Source organism: Gracilibacillus orientalis (assembly GCF_900114645.1).
Taxonomy (GTDB): Bacteria; Bacillota; Bacilli; order Bacillales; family Amphibacillaceae; genus Gracilibacillus; species Gracilibacillus orientalis.
Genome location: NZ_FOTR01000006.1, coordinates 242,213 through 264,982 on the forward strand (window position 1 = coordinate 242,213; position 22,770 = coordinate 264,982).

Annotated in this window: 22 protein-coding genes; 9 read left to right on the plus strand and 13 right to left on the minus strand. The window is 35.6% G+C overall.

All coding sequences use genetic code 11. The features are described 5' to 3' along the window. Positions 1 to 3: 3 nt before the first annotated feature. Together BM121_RS12940 and BM121_RS12945 are read right to left on the minus strand one after the other, a co-directional pair. The gene (locus tag BM121_RS12940) at positions 4 to 642 is read right to left on the minus strand and encodes a helix-turn-helix transcriptional regulator (protein ID WP_091484066.1); all 639 of its coding nucleotides are present in this window, start codon (positions 640 to 642) and stop codon (positions 4 to 6) included. Between the two features lie 169 nt (positions 643 to 811). Beyond that, positions 812 to 2,749 carry a glycoside hydrolase family 127 protein gene (locus tag BM121_RS12945; RefSeq protein ID WP_091484067.1) on the minus strand — a complete coding sequence of 646 codons (1,938 nt, stop codon included), beginning with the start codon at positions 2,747 to 2,749 and terminating at the stop codon, positions 812 to 814. Between the two features lie 147 nt (positions 2,750 to 2,896). On the opposite strand from BM121_RS12945, the gene BM121_RS12950 reads away from it, so the two are divergent. Further along, positions 2,897 to 4,132, plus strand: coding sequence for an MFS transporter (locus tag BM121_RS12950; protein ID WP_091484068.1), 1,236 nt, complete (start codon positions 2,897 to 2,899; stop codon positions 4,130 to 4,132). A gap of 960 nt (positions 4,133 to 5,092) precedes the next feature. On the opposite strand, the gene BM121_RS12955 is transcribed toward BM121_RS12950, so the two are convergent. From BM121_RS12955 to BM121_RS12965, 5 genes are all read right to left on the minus strand, one after another. After that, a complete protein-coding gene (locus BM121_RS12955) occupies positions 5,093 to 6,805 on the minus strand; it encodes a DNA-binding protein (protein ID WP_091484069.1) in 1,713 nt (570 codons plus the stop codon). Between the two features lie 69 nt (positions 6,806 to 6,874). Next, on the minus strand, positions 6,875 to 7,009 hold the full coding sequence (locus BM121_RS22545) for a hypothetical protein (protein ID WP_281244819.1): 135 nt from the start codon (positions 7,007 to 7,009) through the stop codon (positions 6,875 to 6,877). Between the two features lie 45 nt (positions 7,010 to 7,054). Beyond that, positions 7,055 to 7,207 (minus strand): hypothetical protein, encoded by a 153-nt coding sequence (locus BM121_RS22100; protein ID WP_175495426.1) that lies wholly within the window; start codon positions 7,205 to 7,207, stop codon positions 7,055 to 7,057. 231 nt (positions 7,208 to 7,438) lie between these two features. Beyond that, the gene (locus tag BM121_RS12960; RefSeq protein WP_091484070.1) at positions 7,439 to 8,584 is read right to left on the minus strand and encodes a PstS family phosphate ABC transporter substrate-binding protein; all 1,146 of its coding nucleotides are present in this window, start codon (positions 8,582 to 8,584) and stop codon (positions 7,439 to 7,441) included. A 331-nt stretch (positions 8,585 to 8,915) separates the two neighbouring features. Continuing rightward, positions 8,916 to 9,197 (minus strand): DUF2524 family protein, encoded by a 282-nt coding sequence (locus tag BM121_RS12965; protein WP_091484071.1) that lies wholly within the window; start codon positions 9,195 to 9,197, stop codon positions 8,916 to 8,918. Positions 9,198 to 9,216: 19 nt separating this feature from the next. Between BM121_RS12965 and mnmM the strand changes: the two genes are divergently transcribed. Continuing rightward, positions 9,217 to 9,897: a tRNA 5-(aminomethyl)-2-thiouridylate-methyltransferase MnmM gene (gene mnmM / locus BM121_RS12970; RefSeq protein ID WP_342714477.1), complete on the plus strand. Its 681-nt coding sequence runs from the start codon at positions 9,217 to 9,219 to the stop codon at positions 9,895 to 9,897. 219 nt (positions 9,898 to 10,116) lie between these two features. Here the strand turns inward: mnmM and BM121_RS12975 are convergent, their stop codons facing one another. Together BM121_RS12975 and BM121_RS12980 are read right to left on the minus strand one after the other, a co-directional pair. Then, entirely contained in the window at positions 10,117 to 10,536 is a 420-nt protein-coding gene (locus BM121_RS12975; RefSeq protein WP_091484073.1) for a hypothetical protein, read from the minus strand. Positions 10,537 to 10,540: 4 nt separating this feature from the next. After that, complete coding sequence (locus BM121_RS12980) at positions 10,541 to 10,939, minus strand: hypothetical protein (RefSeq protein ID WP_091484074.1); 399 nt, start codon at positions 10,937 to 10,939, stop codon at positions 10,541 to 10,543. Positions 10,940 to 11,059: 120 nt separating this feature from the next. Here BM121_RS12980 and BM121_RS12985 point away from each other — a divergent pair, with 120 nt between their 5' ends. Next, positions 11,060 to 12,430 carry an aldehyde dehydrogenase gene (locus tag BM121_RS12985; protein WP_091484075.1) on the plus strand — a complete coding sequence of 457 codons (1,371 nt, stop codon included), beginning with the start codon at positions 11,060 to 11,062 and terminating at the stop codon, positions 12,428 to 12,430. A 48-nt stretch (positions 12,431 to 12,478) separates the two neighbouring features. Here BM121_RS12985 and BM121_RS12990 read toward each other — a convergent pair whose 3' ends face one another. Then, positions 12,479 to 13,549: a tetraprenyl-beta-curcumene synthase family protein gene (locus tag BM121_RS12990; RefSeq protein WP_281244820.1), complete on the minus strand. Its 1,071-nt coding sequence runs from the start codon at positions 13,547 to 13,549 to the stop codon at positions 12,479 to 12,481. Between the two features lie 294 nt (positions 13,550 to 13,843). Then, positions 13,844 to 14,047, minus strand: a complete 204-nt coding sequence (locus BM121_RS12995; RefSeq protein WP_091484076.1) for a hypothetical protein — start codon at positions 14,045 to 14,047, stop codon at positions 13,844 to 13,846. A gap of 295 nt (positions 14,048 to 14,342) precedes the next feature. On the opposite strand from BM121_RS12995, the gene BM121_RS13000 reads away from it, so the two are divergent. Genes BM121_RS13000 through BM121_RS13010 form a run of 3 tightly spaced genes read left to right on the plus strand, consistent with a single transcriptional unit; the run spans position 14,343 to position 17,830 of the window. Beyond that, a complete protein-coding gene (locus BM121_RS13000; protein ID WP_245780799.1) occupies positions 14,343 to 15,440 on the plus strand; it encodes a tyrosine-type recombinase/integrase in 1,098 nt (365 codons plus the stop codon). Beyond that, positions 15,430 to 17,433 carry a tyrosine-type recombinase/integrase gene (locus BM121_RS13005; RefSeq protein WP_091484077.1) on the plus strand — a complete coding sequence of 668 codons (2,004 nt, stop codon included), beginning with the start codon at positions 15,430 to 15,432 and terminating at the stop codon, positions 17,431 to 17,433. The genes BM121_RS13000 and BM121_RS13005 overlap by 11 nt, the downstream gene beginning before the upstream one ends. Next, positions 17,426 to 17,830: a DUF6262 family protein gene (locus BM121_RS13010; protein ID WP_091484078.1), complete on the plus strand. Its 405-nt coding sequence runs from the start codon at positions 17,426 to 17,428 to the stop codon at positions 17,828 to 17,830. The genes BM121_RS13005 and BM121_RS13010 overlap by 8 nt, the downstream gene beginning before the upstream one ends. A gap of 545 nt (positions 17,831 to 18,375) precedes the next feature. On the opposite strand, the gene ilvD is transcribed toward BM121_RS13010, so the two are convergent. Further along, positions 18,376 to 20,079 (minus strand): dihydroxy-acid dehydratase, encoded by a 1,704-nt coding sequence (gene ilvD, locus BM121_RS13015; protein ID WP_091484079.1) that lies wholly within the window; start codon positions 20,077 to 20,079, stop codon positions 18,376 to 18,378. A 109-nt stretch (positions 20,080 to 20,188) separates the two neighbouring features. After that, positions 20,189 to 20,857, minus strand: coding sequence for a GntR family transcriptional regulator (locus BM121_RS13020; protein ID WP_091484080.1), 669 nt, complete (start codon positions 20,855 to 20,857; stop codon positions 20,189 to 20,191). An 821-nt stretch (positions 20,858 to 21,678) separates the two neighbouring features. Between BM121_RS13020 and BM121_RS22475 the strand changes: the two genes are divergently transcribed. From BM121_RS22475 to BM121_RS13035, 3 genes are all read left to right on the plus strand, one after another. Further along, entirely contained in the window at positions 21,679 to 21,786 is a 108-nt protein-coding gene (locus BM121_RS22475) for a hypothetical protein (RefSeq protein WP_245780800.1), read from the plus strand. A gap of 153 nt (positions 21,787 to 21,939) precedes the next feature. Then, positions 21,940 to 22,314, plus strand: coding sequence for a YhjD family protein (locus BM121_RS13030; protein ID WP_091484082.1), 375 nt, complete (start codon positions 21,940 to 21,942; stop codon positions 22,312 to 22,314). Between the two features lie 106 nt (positions 22,315 to 22,420). Further along, the gene (locus BM121_RS13035; protein WP_091484083.1) at positions 22,421 to 22,711 is read left to right on the plus strand and encodes a DUF378 domain-containing protein; all 291 of its coding nucleotides are present in this window, start codon (positions 22,421 to 22,423) and stop codon (positions 22,709 to 22,711) included. Positions 22,712 to 22,770: the final 59 nt, after the last annotated feature.

The following is a 22,770-nucleotide window of genomic DNA, read 5'->3' on the forward strand; positions in this document are numbered from 1 at the left end:
CCTTTAAGCTGTGCTTGTAGATCCCATATCAATTAATGCTTTCACAATATTTGTTTTGGTGATTCGACCAATCACTTTAAAACTTCGGCTATCATCGATGTGTTTCACTACAGGTAAACTATCCACTTCGTAATACACCATCATTTTCGCTGCCTCGAAAACAGTTTGCTCCGCTTCAATAGTGTAAACCTTTGGTTGCCTTGTCATTACTAATTGTACTGGCATCGATGCTGCTTGAGGATTCCCTAAGGTGACTTTAAGTAAATCTTTACGAGATACGATCCCCTCTAATTGATTATTATCATCGACAACGATCAGTGTTCCAACATCCTCTAAAAATAGTGATATAACAGCATCATTCACTGTTGTTGTACGTTTTACAGTAACAGCAACTCCTTGAATATCTTTGACAAGCGTTTGTTTCCAAATATCATGTTGATTGGTCTGATTTATATCCTTGGATAAAAAGTAGCCTACTTTCGGTTTGGCTTCAATATGTCCTGTCATCACTAGCACAGCTAAATCTGAACGAAGTGTTCCTTTACTTACACCTAGCATTTCTGCAATTTGTTCTGCAGTAATCGGTTCATGCTTTGTTAAAATATTCTTAATTTCTTTTTGTCTTTTAGTAAAGTCGATCATAATCTTCCTCCTGGTTCTCATACCAAAACAAACGCAATGATTATAGGATTATCATAACATAATTTCAATAGGGAAATGGGAAAGGATATTTTAATATAACATTAAGTATATGTAAATCCTCATTTTCTCTAAATAATACATAAGTACACCATTAATTTGATATGCTCTTTTAATTCCTGTCAATTTCTCTAAGCCAGACCATCATTTCTCCTTTTCCACGATTTCCCCAATAGCAATACGGGATTGCTTGCCATTCTATCTTGTCTTCATCAGGCTTTTGATCAAACATATATAGCTCAGACGGTGATGTCGACTCTTTTACACCGGTTCCCTGAATAGCTGGAATACTCCCTAAATCAGATGGACTATTCATTACAGTCATCTGCGAATCTGGATTGATTTTAACCGCATGCAGATCCTTACCATTATCCACTTCTTCTAAACAATAGACAACAGGACCTCTTTGAAGTGCAATTTTTCCAGCATTTTCTCTTACTTTTGGATTAGAACGAACCATATGAATAGTCATATCAAATTCAATCGTCACTTCATCCTGATGATGCCATTGCTGTGATAAATAAACATAACCATTTTTCACGGTATCTGTAGCAACCTTTGTACCATTAAGCATTACTTTAATATTTTTAGACCATACTGGTTGTCGGAATGCTAAAGTAAATGTGTCACTTCTTTCTAATTGCATGGACATACTAACCTTACCTGACCATGGATAGTTGGTTTTTTGAGTAAGTATGACTTGCTGATCCTTTATATGAAAGCTTGTTTGATTACCAACATAAAGATGTGTGTAAATTGTATCCTCATTTTGCGTATAAATGTATGTTCCAAGCGAAGTTAATAACCTTGCAATATTAGGCGGACAACAAGCACACCCGAACCACCCTACTCTTTCTGAATCGACATGCTGATGATCATGACGATAATCTGCTACTTCGGGAACCATCTCTAATGGATTAACATAGAAATATTTTTTACCATCTAGTGACATTCCGCTTAGTACACCATTATACAATGCTTTTTCCATCACATCTCCATAGGTTTGTTTTGGTTCAATCTGTAACATTCTTTGCGCCCAAAACACCAAACCGATCGAAGCACAAGTTTCAGCATATGCTACATTATTTGGCAAGTCATAATCTAATGTAAAGCGTTCCCCATGCCCTTGTGAACCGATACCTCCAGTTATATACATTCTATTTTCCACAACATTTTCCCATAGGATTTCCAGACGTGTTTTCCATTTTTCCGAATTAGTATACTTAACAAGATCTGCCATCCCGGCATATAAATAAACTGCGCGTACAGCATGTCCCTCCGCTGTATCCTGCTCATCTAATGAAACATGTGCCTGGTGATAATCCAGGTTAAACCACTTATCATTATTAGCTAAACCCAGTGAAGACTCTTTCAAAAAAACACTAGGTTGCTTTCCTCTTTCTTCAATAAAATAGACCATCAAATCAAAATATTTTTCTTCTCCTGTCACTTCGTACAATTTAACCAAGGCCAATTCTAACTCCGGATGACCAGGATATGTTTTCAATTTTCCTTCATCAGAACCTATCACTGTCATGATATAATCTACATATTTTATTACAATCTTTAATAAAGAATCTTTCTTTGTCGCTTCATAAAAAGCAACTGCCGCTTCGATCATATGCCCTGCACAGTATAATTCATGACCATGACATACATCTTGCCACCGTTTTTCCGGTTCTTTAACAGTGAAGTATGTATTAAGGTAACCATCTTTTTGTTGGGCTTTACCAATTAAATCAATTACTCCATCCACCGTTTTCTCCAATTCCGGATCATAGTTATATATTAAACTATAACTGGCTGCTTCCAACCACTTTGCTAAATCACTGTCTTGAAAAACCATCCCTTTACATTCATCGTCGGTCAGTCCTGCTGCAATTCGGAAGTTTTCAATCGCATGACTTGGTGCTGCACCTGGAATATTATCATTTAAGGCATCCCATTGGTATGGAATAATAACATCTTTTGCTAACTCAATTTTACCTTTCCAAAAATCGTCTGTAATTGTCACATGCTTTAATGATATTGTCTCAGCATTCGCCTTCATTTCATTCACCTCTATATTTGTAATCGCTTTCTTACAAGTATAAAAGATGTAGGTATATGAAGCTACTATTACGATTCACTATGGATTACAAATCTATTTTTTTATTGTATGATTAAATTTAACGCTTACTTGAGGGGAACTATACATATGTCGTTAAATAAGAAAACAAATTATTATTTATTATTATTTGTTATTTTTGGTGGTTTTTTAATTTTTGGTGTATCAGAGAATATAAAAGGCCCGGCAATTCCTGATATGCAACAGGAATTATCATTAACTGATGGCACACTGGGTGCTTTATTAGCGATCAATGCTTTTGGTTTTTTACTTGCTTGTACATATACATCTTGGCTTATTTCAAAAATTGGGGCTAAAACAACGAGTATACTAACCTTTGTATTAATGGCCATTTCAGGTGTATTTATCTATTTTTCTACTAATTTCACCTCTCTGGTTGGTGCTTATTTCTTGCTATATATCGGAAATGGCATGCTGGAAATAAGTCTTGCAATCATCGCTGCTCGACTATTTACCAAAAATACAGGAACAATGCTCAATTTATCTCATTTTTTTTACGGGCTTGGATCAACGGTCGCACCACTAGTCGCTGCGCAAATAATGGGCTGGGAAATCAATGCTTCTGTTTTAGGGTGGCGAGGCATGTACTTAATCATGCTTTCACTGTCGTTATTACCAATTATTCCAGTTGTAGTAAGTCGTTTTCCGAAAGAGGAAGGTAATGATGAGGAAGACCGAACCTCCATCAAGAAATTAACTAAAGATCCTATCGCCTGGCTGATTGTATTTGCATTAGCAATGGGCGTTACAGCTGAATTAGGGATCGCTGCCTGGCTTGTTAACTATTTAGTCAAGGTGAGTGAATGGACGATTGGAGAAGCTTCTGGAATGCTATCTATTTTCTTCTTTTCCTTTATGCTAGCCAGGCTTTTACTAGGTCCTGTAACTGATAAATTTGGTTATGCCATATCGATTATTGTTTTTTCTTTATTTGCCGGTGTGTTCAGTTTAATTCCTATTTTTACTGGAGATAGTCTCGCTATTCTTTTTGCGATTGCAGGTTTTGGAATTGGACCGATTTACCCAACGATGATGGCATTACTGGCAAAAAAATATACGAAAGGAACAGATACTGCCATTACATTTACGGTAGTTCTAATCGGAATTGGCGGTGTAGTGACCAATTTAATGATTGGTTACATTATTGAATGGGTAACCAATCTATCTTTCGGTGCTACCTTTGCAGAAAGTAACAAGATCGGGATGCAGGCCGGATATTTCTTTATCGCGATGGCTGCCATGCTATGCGGATTGGCTAGCTGGGAGATTTATAGAAGATTAAAAAAAGAAGGAAACGTTTTATAAATGTCTCAAAATGCTAAACACACTCATAAGCTACTAAACGTTGCACAGTAACCTTCGCTTTGATTTGCTTCCTTCCGTCTTCTTAGTAATGAGTGCTAGAGATACGTTACGGCAACATACTATGCTTTTTGAGTAAGCTGAAGCCGATAGAAAACATACGAAAGCTATTTTTGCTTGAGTAAATGTTGCACTTGTGTCTCTGGTTTCACCAGTCAGCAAGTCTTCTTTATTGTAGGGTGATTCGTGTAGTCGCCTAGTTTTTGGCGCTAGGAGCTAGACATCTCCGTTTCTACGCCCTCTCCCTTAATAATAAAGAAATTGGGATTTTACAAGCCAACACCATTGCTTACCTGAGAGCTCACCTTGTATACTGCAAACATACGAGTATCTAAATTCAGTTCGTTTCGATCATCACTTGATCTAACCATTTCTGGTGTTTTCTCATTCTCGATTCAACGGATTTGATTTTTATCATGATTTTTGTGACAAATCTCCACTCGATACGATTAGATTTGTAGGTTATATTAATTTTTGTGACAAATCTTCAGCCTTTCTCTTGAGATTTGTCCGTTATATCTGTTTTTGTGACAAATCTTTAGCCTTTCTCACTAGATTTGTCAGTTATATCAATTTTTTTAAAACACATATTTCCTCATTCTGAATAAATATCTGGGTTTGTTATATAATAGTAATTATTTTGGTTAACCCTGCATTCATACTGTTGCAAGCACCGATAAAATCCAATACTATTAAGCTAGACATCTCCGTTTCTTACTTTATAATGGAAGAAAACTATACACCAAAGAGAATTTTTACTATTGCACATTTTGTACCAACTGTATTATTGGGACAAGTGCTTTTATAGTTCGAATTGGGATATTATTTCTTTGATTATAAAAAAGATCAATTCATCTTTATTTAAATGAATTGATCTTTTCTTAATTACTCAATGGTCTGCGATTACTGTGTTAATCCTTCGATTGTGAGTTCCTCGACAGTGGCTGTTCCATTATCTAATAGTTGTACTTCTGCGTTAATGCTGTCACCTTTTTCTAAGAAAATAGCTAATGGTGATTTGCTGGCGTTTACTGTATAAATCGTCGCGTCATTTGTTAATAAGAATTGCACTACTTGACCTTGATCTGATGAGGTAACTAATACTCGATCCACTTCTCCAGTTACCTGGTCTGTGTTAGCATCATCTGTTGCTCCTGCATTGCCCGGATCTTGTAACAATGCCATTCGATACGCATCTAATGTTTCATTGGCAGTATCTCCAAAGACGGCAAAGTCAGAATCATTTGCCTTTATATAGGCGTACTGCTTGTGCAAGCCATTGGGGTCTAAAACGTTGACCACCCAAGTCGGGCTTCCATCAACATTATATAGCACAGGCATATATCCTTCCCATTTTTTCTCTGGGAATTGCTTATTAACTATTTGCTTAGCACCTTCGCTATCCATAATCCCGTTATTCTTTTCTCCATTATAATAGGTAACCTCCCCACTTCGGGCATTTACTAATGTATAGCCTAAAGCAGAATCAATATTTTCCTTCGGTGATGTCATATCGGTAAAATAGAACATTTCGCCATTCTCATCAAAAATCGGTGTCACTCCAGATTCCGAACCGGATTCATTAGGAATTTTAACATCTCTTTTACCAAACACACTATTCAACCAACCATGAATATATTTACCAAAATAATTATTTTCTAATGTTGCTATCTCAGAGCTAATGGAACCATCGATAAATTCTGGTGCCTCATTGGCGACAAACATTTGCATATCACCAGAATCTGGGTCTATAACTACTACTTTTAAATCTTCTAAATTCGGTTTGTTCGTTACATGCATCGGGCGGTAAACTGTTTGAACATACCAAGACTTACCTTCTTCATCTACTTCAATCTGCGCTTCACCACTTTGAATGTAATGAGGATATTTATTATAAATAACACGCTGTACGTATTTATTAAAATAACTAGAGTTTGTATACCTCATCTCATCTTCATGAAATTCTGGTTGGGCATTTACGTTAGTTGCTGAAATCGTAAAATAACCCGCCGTTTCTTTTCCTCTAACAAATTTCCAAAAACCTGCAAATTCGACAGGTGCTACAAAAACAATCTCTTCATTTACTTTTTGTACTTGAAGCTTCCCTAAATCATAAAATTGAGTATTTGGTACTACACTCATCGCTTTCTGAATTTTATTTCGCGCAAATTCTGGTGCGACCGTGATCGGTGTTTCCTCTTTCGTTAATGGATTAGCTTCTTCTTCTTCTTGAACGGAAATACTTTGATGTGCATCATCCAGAGTCGTAAATCCTAATATAATAACAACAATCATACCAATTAAACCAAGACCAAAAAAGAAGGTAATGGGTTTCAACACTTTTGTTTCAACCTTTTCCCCAGGTTGAATTACATATAATAATAATGGCAATAACACTGCTGCTACGATTATATTAGCAATTAACATGTTCGGTACAGTAACTGCCGGCATTACAAAATAGAAAATAAAACCCGTTATCAAATAACCAATTACTAAAATAATTAAACCATGTTTCATAATCCGTGAAGCATTTAACGATGAAATACTTACGGTAATGATTACACCCACTACATATAAAATCATTGCAATTACAGTTGCAATTAAGACACCTATCATTATTACTCCCCCTCATGTTTGTTACTATTATATACGATTCAAAAGAGGAAAAGTTTCATTTAATCCAATTCATCTTTCGTTAATCGAAATGACTTTCTTTGATAAAAAGGAAGCAGGTTCTGAAAGATAACGATAACCAATCCAAACAGCCACGATAAGGAAGATTAAGACACTGATTAAGATCGTGATTTTTTTACGTTTCATTAACTGTCACTCCCATAATCGCTTTTCCGTCTCAAAATAGTATTGCTACTCTGAAGTAGAAATGATCAAATTATAACCGTCTCGGTCTAAATATACAATTGGATTGTAGCCACTTCCCCACTTGGATTGAATTCCGTCTAACAAATAAGGAAATTTTTCTGCCTGTTCTTGCTCCACTTGAAATTTCCATCTCGCCATTGCCCAAGATCCAGCTCTTTTCTGGTAGCTGTTTACAATCCTTCAGAAAATGTTGCTGGATCCAAATGTAAACATTCCAACAAAAATAAGGATCGCAACTTTCCAAACGGCAATCTTTTCTTCTTTTTTTCGATAAAAGTATATCGCTCCCATAATAATCACTAGCCATACTGGAATAATTAACAGAAGCTCCACTACATCAACAATAATGTCAGATCCACCCCTACTTAATTATGGTAATGACACATACCCAGTCTGATCCACAAGAGATTGCCCTTGCTGTGATTGCATCCATTCCACAAATAATGGCACATTCGGATTATCACTACCAGCAGTTATCGCATAAAATTCTGCAACCACAGGATACGAATTATTTTGTATGTTTTCTTTGGTCGGTGCCACATCATCAACCGCAACATGTTTAATTTCACCATTTTCCACCATTTCTTGTGAAAAATAGCGGAACGAATAACCTATTGCATTGCGCTGATTCCGATAGTTCGACGTTTCCCGAATAATTCCGGCCATGCCAGTAACAATTTCATCAGCTGGCGGATCCATAAGTGATTTTCCATCCATAAAGCGAATTAAAGCAGACTGACTGCCACTTCCCTCTGGACGCTGAAAGGCCACTATTTCCTTATCTTTTCCTCCTACCTCTTTCCAATTCGTAATCTCACCGGAATAGATTGCCTGAATTTCTTCCACTGTTAGCGATTCAACTGGATTACTATGATGAACAAAAAAGACAAATGCTTCCCTTCCAATCGGTGTGAGAAATAACTCGACATTCCGCTTTTCTGCTTTTTCATACTGCTCTTCAGATGGCTCAGCGAGAAACGCTATATCCGCTGATCCGTATATCAGATTGTTAAAAGCACCGGAAGTTTGACTGGAAATAACTTCACTATTGCTTATATGATACTCTTTTTCCGGGTAGACCGCTTGAGCAAAAGAAGAATAAACAGGATAAAGTGCTGTTGCACCATCTAAACGAGGCAGATTCTCCTCTATTCGTAAAGTTGAGTCTTCATCCAAAGCCACTGCTTGTGTATCCTCAGTAAATGGTTGATAAGCTGTAAGATCCACATCTTGCGTACTTACAATTTCAAGGCTTCTTAGATAATATTGATATCCCTCATAACTGCCGACGGTAATACTAGCTATCACTAAAAAAGCGATACTACCTATTTTGACTGCTCGTATTTTCCACTTTTCATAAATTAATAGAATAGAAATAATGATGAATCCTATCGTCACAAGTGGAATATATATACCATAAAATTGTTGACTCATTGTCGACATTGAAAAAATCCATAAGCGAACCCCTAGAGACCCGAATCCAAACAATAAAATCAAACTTGCAAGAAACTTCATACAAAAACCTCCGAAATACTACTATATTATACATAAAATGACATAAAAATAGATTATAGCATAAGTCAGGCGGCCTGAATACATAAATTAATATATTCCCTCTAGCCAATCTTGAATCGTGTTTTTTTCCCTGATGTGTTCTACTTCTTTTTGTTCAATAATGGTTCCATAATTGATGTGTTTATACTGTTAAACCTTAACTCAGTATAATTCATTTAATATACTTGTAGTGATATAAGAATGATTGAGTCTATAAAAAAGAGGCACAAATCCATAAATGGTTGTACCTCAAACAAGAATATTCATTTTCTCCATCATGCTGAATGTTTTATTATTCATACCTTGTAACATCAATTTCATCCAATATCATATCATTTAACTTTTCATTTACCACTAATTGAAAGCGGTGAAGCTGCTCACGTTGTTGAGCGTTGGCACTATTCATTAGCTTGTCAATGTTTTGAGATAAGGTTTCTAACTCTAAATGAGCATTTGTATAATCTTCATTTAACAAAAACTGATTTCGATTAGACATGTCTAATTGCTCTTCTGCTTGTTGAATAATATGCTGTCCTTCAATAAATAAATTTTCAACAGAATCTCTTGTTGCCATCGCGATCACCTCAAATTTAGTGTGTGACAATCGAAGAATATCATACACTTTTCAAAATTTGTTTGCTAAAATACAGAAGTATGGAGAACGTTTAAGCACAATCAATATCTCGCCAAGACACAAATTAAGAGGAGTATTTAACATGAAAACAATCATCCCTTTTTCCCATCAATTATTAGATGAGGTTGTAAATCAAGGCGATAGTGTAGTCGATGCAACTTGCGGAAATGGTAATGATACATTATTGCTAAGCAAGCTGGTTGGAGATACGGGGAAGATATATGCATTTGATATTCAAGCGCAAGCAATTGAACAGACTAAAACATTGTTAGCTGAAAAGCAGATAAAAAATGTAGAACTGATTCATGACGGTCATGAGCATGTATCTGCATATGTGAAAGAGAAGACGATAGCGGGAGCAATTTTTAATTTAGGTTATTTACCAAAAGGTGACCATTCAATTATTACTACTCCAGATACAACAATCGAAGCTATTCGTTCTATGCTAGCATTATTAAAAAAACGTGGACGAATCGTGATTGTGATTTATCATGGGCATAAAGGTGGAACCTCAGAAAAAAATCACGTAGTAAATTTTTGCGAAGAGTTGAATCAGAAAGATTATCAAGTATTGCAATATCAATTTATTAATCAAATAAATAATCCGCCTTTTATTATCGCGATTGAGAAATATAAATAGGAGTTGTAAATTTATGTAGTAAAGCTCTAGTGGAATGGTTGATCGTTAGAATGTTGATTCCTGCATTGCGATGTAAAGATGTTCTTGACTTGGGATCAGAAAAGGCAGTGAAAGAGTCGGATTACTTCTGAAGATTTGTTATCCGAAATGCCAGATGAACTGTGCATATTAACTGCAGAAAAAGCGAAATACATCTTTCCATTACATGCAGGGACATTTTTATTGATTAGAGAAAAAAGCTTCCAGTTGTTCATTACCTTCTATTAGTTCATAGCAAATCTCTCCTTCAGCAACATCGTTTCGCTTCACATAAATCTTTTTGTCGGCATAAAGAATCTTAATTACTATATCTTCTTGAAGTTCAATAACCAGTTTCGTCTCTGCTTGATCGATATTTTTTACTGTTATTTGATTTGCTGGATATCCGTTAAAAGCGTTAATGATGTCTTCATTAGTATCGATTGCTGTTAATTCTGCATCATTTCGCCCATAATACATCGCTATAACATCCTCTATATCAATGGCTTGATGCAGTAATAGCTGATCGTTAAAAGCTTGATCTTCTTGATATTGCTTTCCTAAAAGAAATCCAATAGTAATTATTAAAACAACGATAAATACGTACAGATATTTTTTCATCTTATCAACCTTCCACAAGCGCTTGATAAACGAGGATGTCGTCATCTTCTTCAACTAAAACAGTGAATGGAAAATCCCCTTTTTGATAATTGCTATCCTTTTCCGTATAAAGGATCGTTCCCTTTGCTAATGTAGTAGCAAAAAAATCACGATAAAACCATTTGCGATCTGTTCGTTTTTTTATTTCACCAAGCTGTTCTCCCATCTGATAATCAGTCTCTATCCATTCTCTATTCGTTACATTTTGATAAATCAAACCATCTAATTGAATAATATCCGCATCAGGATTGTTTCGTAAGATATCTCGTGCATTTGGATTTTCAATGGAAGAAGAACTAGCTGAAATAAACAAAGTGGTGATAAGCAGGATGATCGACACTAAGATATATATTTTTAATCTCATTTGATGCCTCCTATATCTGATAAGTCGTATTTTAAAAGAAAAAGGTTACACAACAGAACAATTGGTTTTACTCAGGACAAGTGATATGCTTAAGAAAAAGCTCAGATAGGAATGAGACACATGGAAGATTATTCATCACTCCTTACCAAACAAAAACATTATTTTGAAACCAATCACACAAAAGATTTGCGCTTTCGTATCGATGCTTTGAATACGTTAAAAGCAGGCATTAAAGAATATGAAGACAAAATTCTTATGGCTATTAAACAAGATCTTAACAAATCAAATCTGGAGACCTATATGACGGAAATCGGGATTCTATATAGTGAAATCGATCATACGATCAAAGAGCTACCCAAATGGATCAAACGAAAAAAAGTAAAAACACCGATTACCCATACCGGTTCTAAAAGCTATATTTATCAACAGCCATATGGCATCACTTTAATTATTGCACCATGGAACTATCCCTTCCAGTTGGCACTTGCACCACTAATTGGTGCTATCGCTGCAGGTAATTGTGCGGTAATTAAGCCATCCGAATATACACCAGAAACATCTTCCATTTTAAAAGAACTGATCTCAGACAAGTTTTCTGAAACATTTGTAACAGTTGTCGAAGGTGCTGCAGAAACAAGCCAAGCTTTACTCAAAGAAAATTTCGACTATATCTTTTTTACTGGCAGTGTTCCTGTAGGGCGTATTGTAATGGAAGCAGCATCGAAGCATTTAACCCCTGTTACATTAGAATTAGGTGGAAAAAGTCCCGCTATCATTCATAAAGATGCCAACCTTGAAGTAGCGGCAAAACGTGTAGCCTGGGGCAAATTTACCAATGCCGGTCAAACATGTGTAGCTCCTGACTATTTATATGTGCACCAAGATATTAAACAATCTTTTTTATCAGAGCTCAAACACGCGATTGCAACAATGTATGGGGAACATCCTTTAGAGAATCAAAACTTTGTGCGCATTGTACACGAAAAACATTTTGATCGTCTTCAAGGATTTTTAACAAATGGTAATACCATTCTCGGCGGAAAAAGCGATCGCGAAAGTTTAAAGATCGAACCAACTTTGTTAACAGATATTATCTGGGACGATGCAGTGATGCAAGAAGAAATCTTTGGCCCTGTACTACCGATCATGGAATACCAAGATTTAGATAATGTCATTCATGGTATGCAACATCATCCTGATCCGCTTGCATTTTACTTTTTCTCCGAAAATGATGCCCTAGCTGAGGACATGATTGAAAAAGTATCATTTGGTGGCGGCTGTATTAATGACACAATATATCACTTAGCCTCTCCCTATCTACCATTTGGCGGGGTTGGTAATAGCGGCATGGGAGCGTATCATGGCAAGGAAAGTTTTCTTACCTTTTCCCATCAAAAGAGTGTGTTGAAACAAACAACAACATTTGATCTCCCGCTTCGCTACCCAAATATGAAAAACGGGTTAAAATTACTCAAACGTTTGATGAAATAAAAAAACCCCAAGCATACTCCTATTCTGCTTGGGTTAAAACTCCTCTTCTTAATATCTTCCTGCCAATCGATTATACACTTTAATATTCCAATGGAAAAATTGCGACTTGCGTCCGCTCACTCTTATCAACCGTTTCACAATTGTTTCAAACTGCTTCATTTGTTTCACTTTTGGATCAGCTAAATAAAGACCAATTAAACCATGTTGAATCATTTCATGAAAACGGCGGTCTGGTAACGATTGAACATGCTGATTGGTCTGTTCTACGAAATAGACAAGACGTTGCTCCAATTCCTGTGGAGTTTGATAATAATTACAGAAGTTTAAGTCGCCTTCTTCCTCATCTTCTTGTTGATCAATAAAGTAATCAAGCATAATATGTAAGCCCTGTAAGAAAGGAAAATAACTATCAAATATTTTTTCCGCCATTTCCTCTGTCATCTGATCATTCAGCCCATACGATACCATACAGAAAATCCCCAAAGTAGAACCTGTACATGCCGAAAATTCATACCAGCTTAACATTGGCCATCTTTGCTGGTGTTGCTGGAACCATTGTTCTAACCGCGGGATACGTTGATCATGAACCACATGTTTATTTACTTGCAAATCGCTGTAGAGTGATTCTAATTGAACCATATGTGATTGAAAAATCGAATAATTACTAATCTTAAGTAATACTTGTTGACATGTCTGGACTAAATCAACTAAATAATCCCCATCTACTTGTTCTTCACGATATTGATAATAGTTCTTGATTTCATTTTCCGGTGATAATGCATCTTCCATTGATTGATGAAGCATACGAAAATCAGTTGGATCAAGTGAAGTGCTCCGATCACACAAATTATCTAAATAATCACTAATCGTTTGATAAGCAACAATAAATCGAATGGCTTCGCGCCACTCATCTCCAGCTAATAAACTATAAACACTACCACCTTGACAGTGAAATTTTTTATCTCTAATACTTGCTAAGGCTTGGGTACGGAGTTCTTCATTCGTTATTTCATTTGCACGTTTTTTCCAGTAATTCAATTCACTTTTTACTTGCGGAAAAATTTTTTGGTAGACATTTTTCATCAAGATTGGTGCTTTGGTTGGGACGTTTACTGACAACTTTTTTCCCTCACTTTACTGTTATTGCTTCCGTACTAATATGATATCATATATTTAACTAGATACTAAGGTTAACATGCAAAGCAAACATTTAAAAGCGAAATAAGCATTGTTATATCAACGATTGTATGAATTTCTCTTAATTAACAAGATTGCATAATCAAGCATTAAAATGAAAGTATTTGGGGGAGTTTTTTGGGGTAAAAATAATACGTGGGTAGATGTGATAATTAAAGCACCTACTTATTTGGTAGGTACTTTTTAATCATACTACTGGATACTGAGAAAATTCTTTCACTCGATACTCACCAGCTTTAATTCTTTCCCATTTTGTAATGATGTAGTTTTTATCTCTGCCAGTTCTTCAGGAATGTTTTCCACTTCATCTTCAGTGTAAAGAAAATGCTGCTCAAGTTTGCGATCGTATACCAATATACACAATTGATGATTTTTGTAGTCCCTAGATGTTTCGATTTTAAATCGTCTTTTAGGATGCATAAAGATCCTTCTTTCATCTATGACATATACACTATTACTTTCGACACATTCTATTAAATTCCTTCCAATAAATACAATTTGCATAAACTTAATATTCAGTCGTATAATAGGAACGTGCGTTCTTGTTAATGAGGTGATTATTTATGATTGAACGTGGAAATAAGTAAACAATAGTATAATTATAAATAGTTTATAAAGTAAATAAAGATACTGTTCATACTATTTTTTTATTGTTATTTACCTTATAAATATACTATTTCAATAATGTAATTAACGTTTATAATGAATATGGGGGGTGTGTGAAATTAATGTATATGAAGTAATAACTCAGTCTGAAGAAAAACGGTGGATAGTTTTAAATGAAAAAAGAGAACCTATCACTCCAATAATGAAATATATCAAATATAAAGATAGTTTGGGTAAAGCACCTAATACCTTAAAAACTTATTGCTATCACCTTAAGTTATATTGGGAGTATTTATATGCTGAGGACAAGTATTGGAAAGATATAGATTTAAATATATTAGCTGAATTTATTCACTGGTTAAGATATTTTAGAAAGACTGACAAAGTTATTCCTCTCATGCAAGATCATATGGCCAAAAGAAGTGAAAACACAATAAATCAAATTATTAATTGTGTAGTTGACTTTTATGATTATCACCTTAGAAATGATAGTTTACAAAAAGATATTAAAGCTAAAATCACAAAAGAAATAACTGTTAGAAACAAGAGATATAAGGGATTCTTAGATCATATCTCTGACAATATAGGGTACAAAAATATTTTAAAAATTAAAGAACCGCGAAGAAAATTAAAAACCTTAACTAAGGAGCAAGCAGAAGCAATACACTCTGCTTGTAATAATTCACGTGATGAACTAATGATTCGTATAATGTATGAAGGTGGATTACGGGCGACGGAATTATTAAGACTTTGGATTGAAGACTTCAATCTTAATGAAAATAGTGTACTAGTTAGAAAATCGAAAACAAAAGCTGGAGAACAAAGAAAAGTTTATATTTCACCTGAAACAATGAACAGATTCCAAGACTACATAATTGACTACCATAATGATGGAATAGATACTAATTACGTTTTTATAAACCTTAGAGGGAAGAACAAAGGAAAGCCAGTACAATATTGGACCCTACAAGCACTGATTAGAAGAATAAATAATAAAACAGGCATTGACTTTACAGCTCATATGCTTCGGCATACATATGCAACCAACCTTCATGATCTAGGTGTTGAGGTTGCAATCATCCAAAAATTGCTTGGACATAGTCAAGTACAAACTACTATGAATATGTACATCCACCCTTCTGATGAAACTATTCGGAGAAATTGGGAGAAAGCCCACTCTCAAGGAGGACCTAACAATGACAAGTAATCTAGTTACCCCATTAAATAATAAGAATAAAGTAGAAGATTTACTAGATGGATATTGGAAGTCTGATATTTGGGAAGTAGAAGAATTCCCTTATAAGGAACGCCTTGGTAAGACAAGTGATCGTAAGGCCCTAGATTTTAGCTTTTTAAATAATGTATATATTAAATCCGAATTTAAATATTATGGTATGTTTGGGTTCAAAAATGAATGGTGGTTATTATCTACTTTTATTTATCAACATTTTCCTTACCTTAAATTCTTTGTTCTCTTTTTAGAATCTGTATATCCTAGGATTAAATCAGTTAGAGAAGTTTATCATGATGAATTATTCGCAAATTATAAAAGGCATTTGGTTCAAATTGGTAAACCATTGATTATGGTAAGGGATGGTAAAAAAAGAACTTCCTATTATATAAATTTTGCCAAGGCTTATTACAGGTTTTTTGACGACTTTTATGATGAGAGACCAGAACATGAAAAAGATAGATGGAATATAGAAAGATTAGGTATCCCGTACAACATGTCTAGAAGGGATAAATTCATAAGCTTCGAAAACATTAAACAACCATTCCGAGAATTGGTAAAAAAATATATCTATCAAAATTTGTTGGTTCAGCAATCCATTACTCACGCCACTGCTCAAAATATATTAAAAAAGATGTATTTATTTTTTGATTATATAGTAGATGAATATCCATTATGGAATGATCTTAATGCTTTAACACGAAAGGATATTGAAGGCTTTTTGTTCTACGTTCGTAATACTGATATGGGAGGTCGAAGCCATGCGAAAAATAGAACCCCTAGTAATAGACATATCCTTGAGAGCATTTCGAATGTAAAAAGATTGATCGAACACATGCAAGATTATGAATGGAGAGAAGCGCCAACAATACCTGTTCACATGTTGATTTATCCAGATGATTATCCAAAACGAAAACATAAAATCTATGAGGATCATATTAAACATGTTCCAGATTATGTATGGGAGCAAGTCCAAGAAAATTTGCATAAGCTAGATTCTGAAATTGCAAGAATTGTTATTTTAATGGAAGCGTCTGGTTTTCGTATTTCAGATGTGTGCCAACTCCAAATAGATTGCTTGTTGTACAAACATGATGGTTGGTGGTTAGTTGGGGATCAACAAAAAGTAAACATGGAAGAGCATATTGTTCCTATTTCAGAAGAGATTGTATCAATTGTTAAGCTGCAACGTGAAGTAATAGAACCTAATTCAACTAATGAAAACAATCCAAATCATTTCCTGTTCCCAGTTTTGAAAGGGAAAAATAAAGGCAAGGCATTTTCACAAAGACGTGTTAAAAACGCTCTTAATCGCTTGGCAAGTGATTGCCATATTCTAGATAGGAATGGCTCAGTTTTTCATTTTAAAAACCATGCCTTCAGGCATCGTTACGGCATGAACTTACTTAATAATGGTATGAGTATTTTACATGTCCAAAAACTAATGGCTCATACTGGTCCTGAAATGACACTTACTTATGCCAGAATTCTAGATAGTACACTCCGTAAAGAATGGGAAAAGGTGCAAAATGCCATCCGCATTGACAATGAAGGGGGCATTGTTCAAGCAGATTTAAGTGAACAAGCTGAAGAAAATGGGTTAGAGTTAGAGTGGATACGTCACAATATGGATTCTATAAGGCTCGATCATGGCTTTTGTATTAAAAGCCCTAAGTTAAGTTGTGACTTTTTAGAACAAACATTGGAGCCCCCTTGTATTAAAAACAATTGTAGAAGCTTTCATGTGGATAGTACCTTTTTAGATTATTACAATGATCAAATTTTAAAAATGGAAACTGACATTGAAATTTATGACAAAACTGGCCGGACTCGTTCAGTGGAGCTAATCCAGCCCAAATTAAAGAAATTTAAAGAAATAAGAAATTCAATTAAAGAAGGTACAGGTATTTTAGGTACCCAAAAAAACAAACGTGAATATGTTGGAAATGAGCGTGATTCAAATGGCTAATAAAAACCCAAATATTGAAGGTCTGTTGTCCCATTCTAAAGAGAAAAACAAGATAGCAAAAAATAAAGTGGATGCAGCCATCAAGAAAATGATTAAAGAAAAAATGATGATAAATTTTAACACAGTTTCTAGTATGGCAGGTGTGTCTAAAGCTTTCCTTTATAAAGAAATAGAATTAAGAAAGCAGATAGAAACACTTCGTTCTCAACAAGAAGGATTAAAATCGGGTGAGAATTTTAAAAGGAATATATCGGATAAATCGAAAGATGTAATTATAGAAACATTAAAAAACAAAATTAATAGTCTTAACCTTAAGATTAAATCTTTAGAACAACAAAATGGAGAGCTAAAGCAGCAACTCAAAAAGGATTTAGGTAAATTATATCAAAACCTTTAGTAAATCCTTAAAAGATTCTTTACAACTATATGTAAAATACGCTTTATTTTTAAAAAGTGCGTAAAAATCATAAAAACTCTATTAATATGTTTATTTAACAGCAGGAATCTTTAAAAATAATTGTGTTGATTTTAAACCAATTTTTACATAAACTAAAAATACAAGTTCAAGATTTATAACCTCTGGACTATCTTGAAACTAGGTGAACAAAGAAGAACCCCTACCCTATGTGATTTTGGCGTCACGGGTGGGGGGTCACTTTTAGGAACAGTTCTGAACTTTAAAGGAAAATTTAAATGTAGCTTTAAAATAAAGTTTAATCAAAAACGTTCAACAAACCCCATATTCTACGGCACAAAAAAGATTCCATTTTGAAAAAAGATTGATCAAAATGGATTCTTATCCAGTAGATTTAAGTTTAGTTTTTATAAAAAAGTTTGATCATTTCTGTGATCCTTCCTCCATTAAAGCGCCCGTTAGTGGTATTAAAAAAACAAATAAGAAACCACAGGATCATTTAACCTGTGGCTGATTTACAAAGGTGTTTAGTCTGTGACAGCCCCTTTCGAAGCTGAGGATACAAGCTTGGCGTATTTGAATAGAGTACCTCGCTTTGCCTTCAATTCTGGTTCCTTCCAATTTTGCCTGCGTTGCTCAAGTACTTCATCGGAAACATTGAAGCTGATTTCAAGCTTTTCAGCATCGATTGTAACCATATCGCCTTCTTCGAGTAATGCCATGGGGCCACCAACTTGCGCTTCAGGAGATGCGTGCCCGACAACAAGACCATGAGAACCTCCAGAGAAACGCCCATCTGTCAACAGACAGACCGATTCGCCAAGGCCCTTGCCTACAAGAATTGAGGATGCCGAAAGCATTTCCGGCATACCAGGTGCCCCTTTGGGTCCAGCATAACGGATAACAAGGACATCGCCAGGTTTAATTTCATTATTTAATATGGCATTCGTTGCTTCTTCCTCTTTGTCGAAGACGCGAGCTGGCCCCGTGATGTGAGTAACACTCAGTCCAGAAATTTTTGCGACTGCCCCCTCAGGTGCGAGATTTCCTTTTAAAATGACAAGGGGGCCTGTAGGATGTTTAGGATTATCAAAATCGATGATCTCCTGTTCATCTAAAAGGCACGGTTGAACGGCAAGATTTTCGGCGATGGTTTTACCTGTTACCGTAAGGCAATCTCCATAAAGCAATCCTTTATCGAGCAATAACTTCATAACCGCGGGCACCCCGCCTATATTGTGTAGATCTGCCATAACATACTTGCCGCTCGGACGAAGGTCTGCAATATGTGGTACGCGCTTGCGAGCATATTCAAAGTCATCTAGACTTAGATTGACATCAATAGTGTGCGCAATCGCCATCAAGTGCAGAATGGCATTTGTCGAACCACCCAAAGCCATGACGACATTGATCGCATTTTGGAATGCTTTTTTCGTCATAATGTCTTTCGGATAAATGCCTTTCTCAAGCAGGTTATAGACAGCCTGTCCGGCTTTTCGGCTATCCCTAGATTTATCCGCTGAAACTGCAGGGTTAGAAGAGCTGCCAGGCAGGCTCATCCCCATCGCCTCAACAGCGGAGGCCATTGTATTTGCAGTAAACATTCCCCCGCAGGAACCCGCCCCGGGACAAGCAGCACATTCAATTTTATGCAATTCATCTTTGTCAATTTCACCATTGTTGTATTGCCCTACACCTTCAAAGGCAGAAACAGCATCAAGATTTTTCCCGTGCAATTTCCCAGGCAAAATCGTTCCACCATAGACAAACACCGATGGTAGGTTCAAACGAGCAATCCCCATCATACAGCCAGGAATGTTTTTATCACAACCACCAATAGCAACAAAAGCATCAAGGTTTTCAGCACCGACAACGGATTCAATTGAATCGGCGATAAGATCTCGACTTGGAAGGGAATAACGCATTCCATCCGTACCCATTGAAATCCCATCAGAAACTGTTATTGTATTAAAAATGAGCGGTGACCCCCCAGCCTCACTGATTCCTAGTTTGGAATCGCGAGCAAGATCACCAATATGTATATTACATGGGGTAACCTCGCTCCATGTGCTTGCGACACCAATCATTGGTTTTTTAAAATCCTCATCTTGAAACCCAAGAGCGCGAAGATAGGCTCGGTTCGGTGTACGGTTTTCACTCTCACTAATTGCTTTGCTTCTAATTCGCAGGTCTTTTTTTTCTTCTGTAGATTCTTTCCTCTCCCGACTCATAATGATAGCCTCCTATAATAAAATCTTATGTTACAGACACTGATAAATGGTTTACTCATTTCTTCTTTTTTCACCCCTGCTGCCCGTAATAAACTGCGGTGCCTCGTTTTTATTTAATAAATGCATACAGTTCGTGCATGGGCCGGATAATGTTTTGTTTCATCCTAACGGCCGCCTCTTTCGCGTTTTGTTGCTGTAAAGCATTGATGAGGGAATTATGTTCTTCGACAGACGCCTTCGTTGCGTGACACTTTTCTTGTAAGAACACATACTTAAATCTTCGAATATGAATTTGCAGCGATGCGCTAAATGAAGCAACATATTCATTTTCAGAGAGTTCTACAATCAGGTTGTGGAACTGCTCATCGGTTTCCATGGCTTCGAATGTAAGTCCATTTTCGATCGCTTGCTCGAACTGCATGTTCAGCTTTTTCAATTGTTCAATGAAGTCTGACGAAACATGTTGGGCAGCGTAATCGGCTCCTAGAGCGTGAAGGGCTGCCAGGGTTGGATACAATTTTAGAATGTCGTCTTTTTCAATTTGTTTCACCCGGGTTTCTTTGCCGGGATACATCGATACCAGCCCTTGTATTTCCAAGAGTTGTAGTGCTTCCCTGATCGGTGTTCGGCTTACGGCAAGTGTTTCCGCAAGTTCTGCGTCCATGATTTTCTCTCCGGGTTGAAGAGTGCCGTCAATGATCCATTTTTGAATTTGCGCAAATGCTCTTTCTTTAGCTGACATTCGTGCCGGTAATACAAAGTTTTTGGGAACAGGCATGGTCAACCTCCATTCAAATAAATATATTATATGCAATATATCGCATATGGAGTATTTTTTCAACCGTTCTTAAACAATTATTCAAATAAATATTTATTTGTTAGTGAGACTCACACTCTTAAAATCAGTCCACATCCCATATACATCTTGCGTATACATGCAGCAATCCATATCCTTGTGTATAAGTGGTTCATGGATAAAGCCTTATCACATACCGCTTTCGTCATGTTATATACGCTTCTACATATGCAGTTTCTTCAACAATCTGGCCCGTTTGCTGAATAAAAAAATCCTGCAATACAGGATTTTTGATCAAACATTTACAAACGGTTCGATTTTTTCAAAATGGTGCAGGGAAAAGTTTCGCAACTTTTTTATAAACGTCGTGACTTTATTTAAAACATCGCGTCTTTTTTATAAACATCACGACTTTGTTAAAATCAACATTAAAACAGCTATGAGAGAACTATCCCTTCTTATTAAAGGATTTATATTTCACAATCTTTCTTGTAGTATAAGAAAAAGACAACCTTAACTTGATGAACACCCTACATGTTAGATTAATTAGGAACTTGTTTGCTTTTTGGCCTTGGTAAGAAGTGTTTTCTTATTGGTCACAGGAACCCCCAAACCCAAATAAGAACCTACATTCCTTAACTAGTATAAGCAATGAAATTGACATTATCAAAAATTATTTATTTGAACTACTCTTCTATCAGTAACTTCATGTAAACAATGATTCAAATATAATTTTATCCAGATTTTTTTTAAAAAGTCTTGATAATAATAAAAAATGGACAGCAATGATGATGCCAGAACATATGGAGATACTTCATAATATATTTGAAGAAGAACAGAAAGTTGAAAAGCCTATACTCAGTGAAGATCAACTGGGAGAAACGCAACGTACTATCAATGAAGCAATTTAATATAACCAAAAGATCGATACGGTCTACTGGAACAATCACAGACTGCATACTACAGAAAGTTATATAGATAAAATCAGATGGAACTACTCTTTATGTAAATACGTCAGAAGAAATTGTTCTATTGGAAATCAATAATGTGGTGGAGTTGTCTTTATGCGAAATATAACTGATGAAGAATTCATAATAGCAAGCCGTTATTTGTTCTTGTCCATGGCCGTCGAAGTAATTCAAAAAGATCTTGATACATTACGTAACAATAATATATTTAAGATCAGTGAGCCATATATTCATTTTTTAGAAGCCGTTGAGAAAAAAGCCATTGAGGAAAGACGGAAACTTAAGCAGCGGATGTACCAGAATAAATTAAGTGTATTGCTAACTGATAAATCAGATCAATTTACGGAATACACGTATTACGCTAAACGTAAAGAGGAAAAACGGAATTATTTTAATCCGGCTATAAGGAAGAAGGTTCTGTTGATTATTGAAGAATTGTTTGAATCGATTAAGATGAAAGTGGGCAGCTAAGGCTGTCTTTTTTTTATTGCAAAAACTTTTTCTAATTGATCGTATAACTAAGAAAAACAAACTAATAATAAATATGACCATCACTTTAAAAAAGGAGGCGATATAAATGAATACACTACAACGTATTGCTTTGGCATTAGTAATTATTGGTGGTATAAACTGGGGGTTAATTGGATTATTTCAATTTGATTTGGTTGCATCTATATTCGGAGGACAAGATGCTGCACTTTCCAGACTAATCTACACATTAGTAGGAGTCGGCGCTTTATGCTGTTTACCCTTATTGTTCGCAGATGAAGATGAGAGAGTAACTGTGAGAGATAGAAAATTAGCCTATTCTACTGAGTTTACGGAAGAGAATGACCCGACTGATTTTAACAATGATAAAGATAAATAATCAATTATTTTGACGTTTGTTATTCATTATATCAGGTCATTTGTTAGGGCCGGTTGTTC

Bases quoted from the DNA above. Each gene is read 5' to 3' on its own strand.
- BM121_RS12940 (WP_091484066.1), bottom strand. From the start codon at position 642: ATGATCGACTTTACTAAAAGACAAAAAGAAATTAAGAATATTTTAACA.
- BM121_RS12945 (WP_091484067.1), bottom strand. From the start codon at position 2,749: ATGAAGGCGAATGCTGAGACAATATCATTAAAGCATGTGACAATTACA.
- BM121_RS12950 (WP_091484068.1), top strand. From the start codon at position 2,897: ATGTCGTTAAATAAGAAAACAAATTATTATTTATTATTATTTGTTATT.
- BM121_RS12955 (WP_091484069.1), bottom strand. From the start codon at position 6,805: ATGATAGGTGTCTTAATTGCAACTGTAATTGCAATGATTTTATATGTA.
- BM121_RS22545 (WP_281244819.1), bottom strand. From the start codon at position 7,009: ATGAAACGTAAAAAAATCACGATCTTAATCAGTGTCTTAATCTTCCTT.
- BM121_RS22100 (WP_175495426.1), bottom strand. From the start codon at position 7,207: ATGGCGAGATGGAAATTTCAAGTGGAGCAAGAACAGGCAGAAAAATTT.
- BM121_RS12960 (WP_091484070.1), bottom strand. From the start codon at position 8,584: ATGAAGTTTCTTGCAAGTTTGATTTTATTGTTTGGATTCGGGTCTCTA.
- BM121_RS12965 (WP_091484071.1), bottom strand. From the start codon at position 9,197: ATGGCAACAAGAGATTCTGTTGAAAATTTATTTATTGAAGGACAGCAT.
- BM121_RS12975 (WP_091484073.1), bottom strand. From the start codon at position 10,536: ATGAAAAAATATCTGTACGTATTTATCGTTGTTTTAATAATTACTATT.
- BM121_RS12980 (WP_091484074.1), bottom strand. From the start codon at position 10,939: ATGAGATTAAAAATATATATCTTAGTGTCGATCATCCTGCTTATCACC.
- BM121_RS12985 (WP_091484075.1), top strand. From the start codon at position 11,060: ATGGAAGATTATTCATCACTCCTTACCAAACAAAAACATTATTTTGAA.
- BM121_RS12995 (WP_091484076.1), bottom strand. From the start codon at position 14,047: ATGCATCCTAAAAGACGATTTAAAATCGAAACATCTAGGGACTACAAA.
- BM121_RS13005 (WP_091484077.1), top strand. From the start codon at position 15,430: ATGACAAGTAATCTAGTTACCCCATTAAATAATAAGAATAAAGTAGAA.
- BM121_RS13010 (WP_091484078.1), top strand. From the start codon at position 17,426: ATGGCTAATAAAAACCCAAATATTGAAGGTCTGTTGTCCCATTCTAAA.
- ilvD (WP_091484079.1), bottom strand. From the start codon at position 20,079: ATGAGTCGGGAGAGGAAAGAATCTACAGAAGAAAAAAAAGACCTGCGA.
- BM121_RS13020 (WP_091484080.1), bottom strand. From the start codon at position 20,857: ATGCCTGTTCCCAAAAACTTTGTATTACCGGCACGAATGTCAGCTAAA.
- BM121_RS22475 (WP_245780800.1), top strand. From the start codon at position 21,679: ATGGAGATACTTCATAATATATTTGAAGAAGAACAGAAAGTTGAAAAG.
- BM121_RS13030 (WP_091484082.1), top strand. From the start codon at position 21,940: ATGCGAAATATAACTGATGAAGAATTCATAATAGCAAGCCGTTATTTG.
- BM121_RS13035 (WP_091484083.1), top strand. From the start codon at position 22,421: ATGAATACACTACAACGTATTGCTTTGGCATTAGTAATTATTGGTGGT.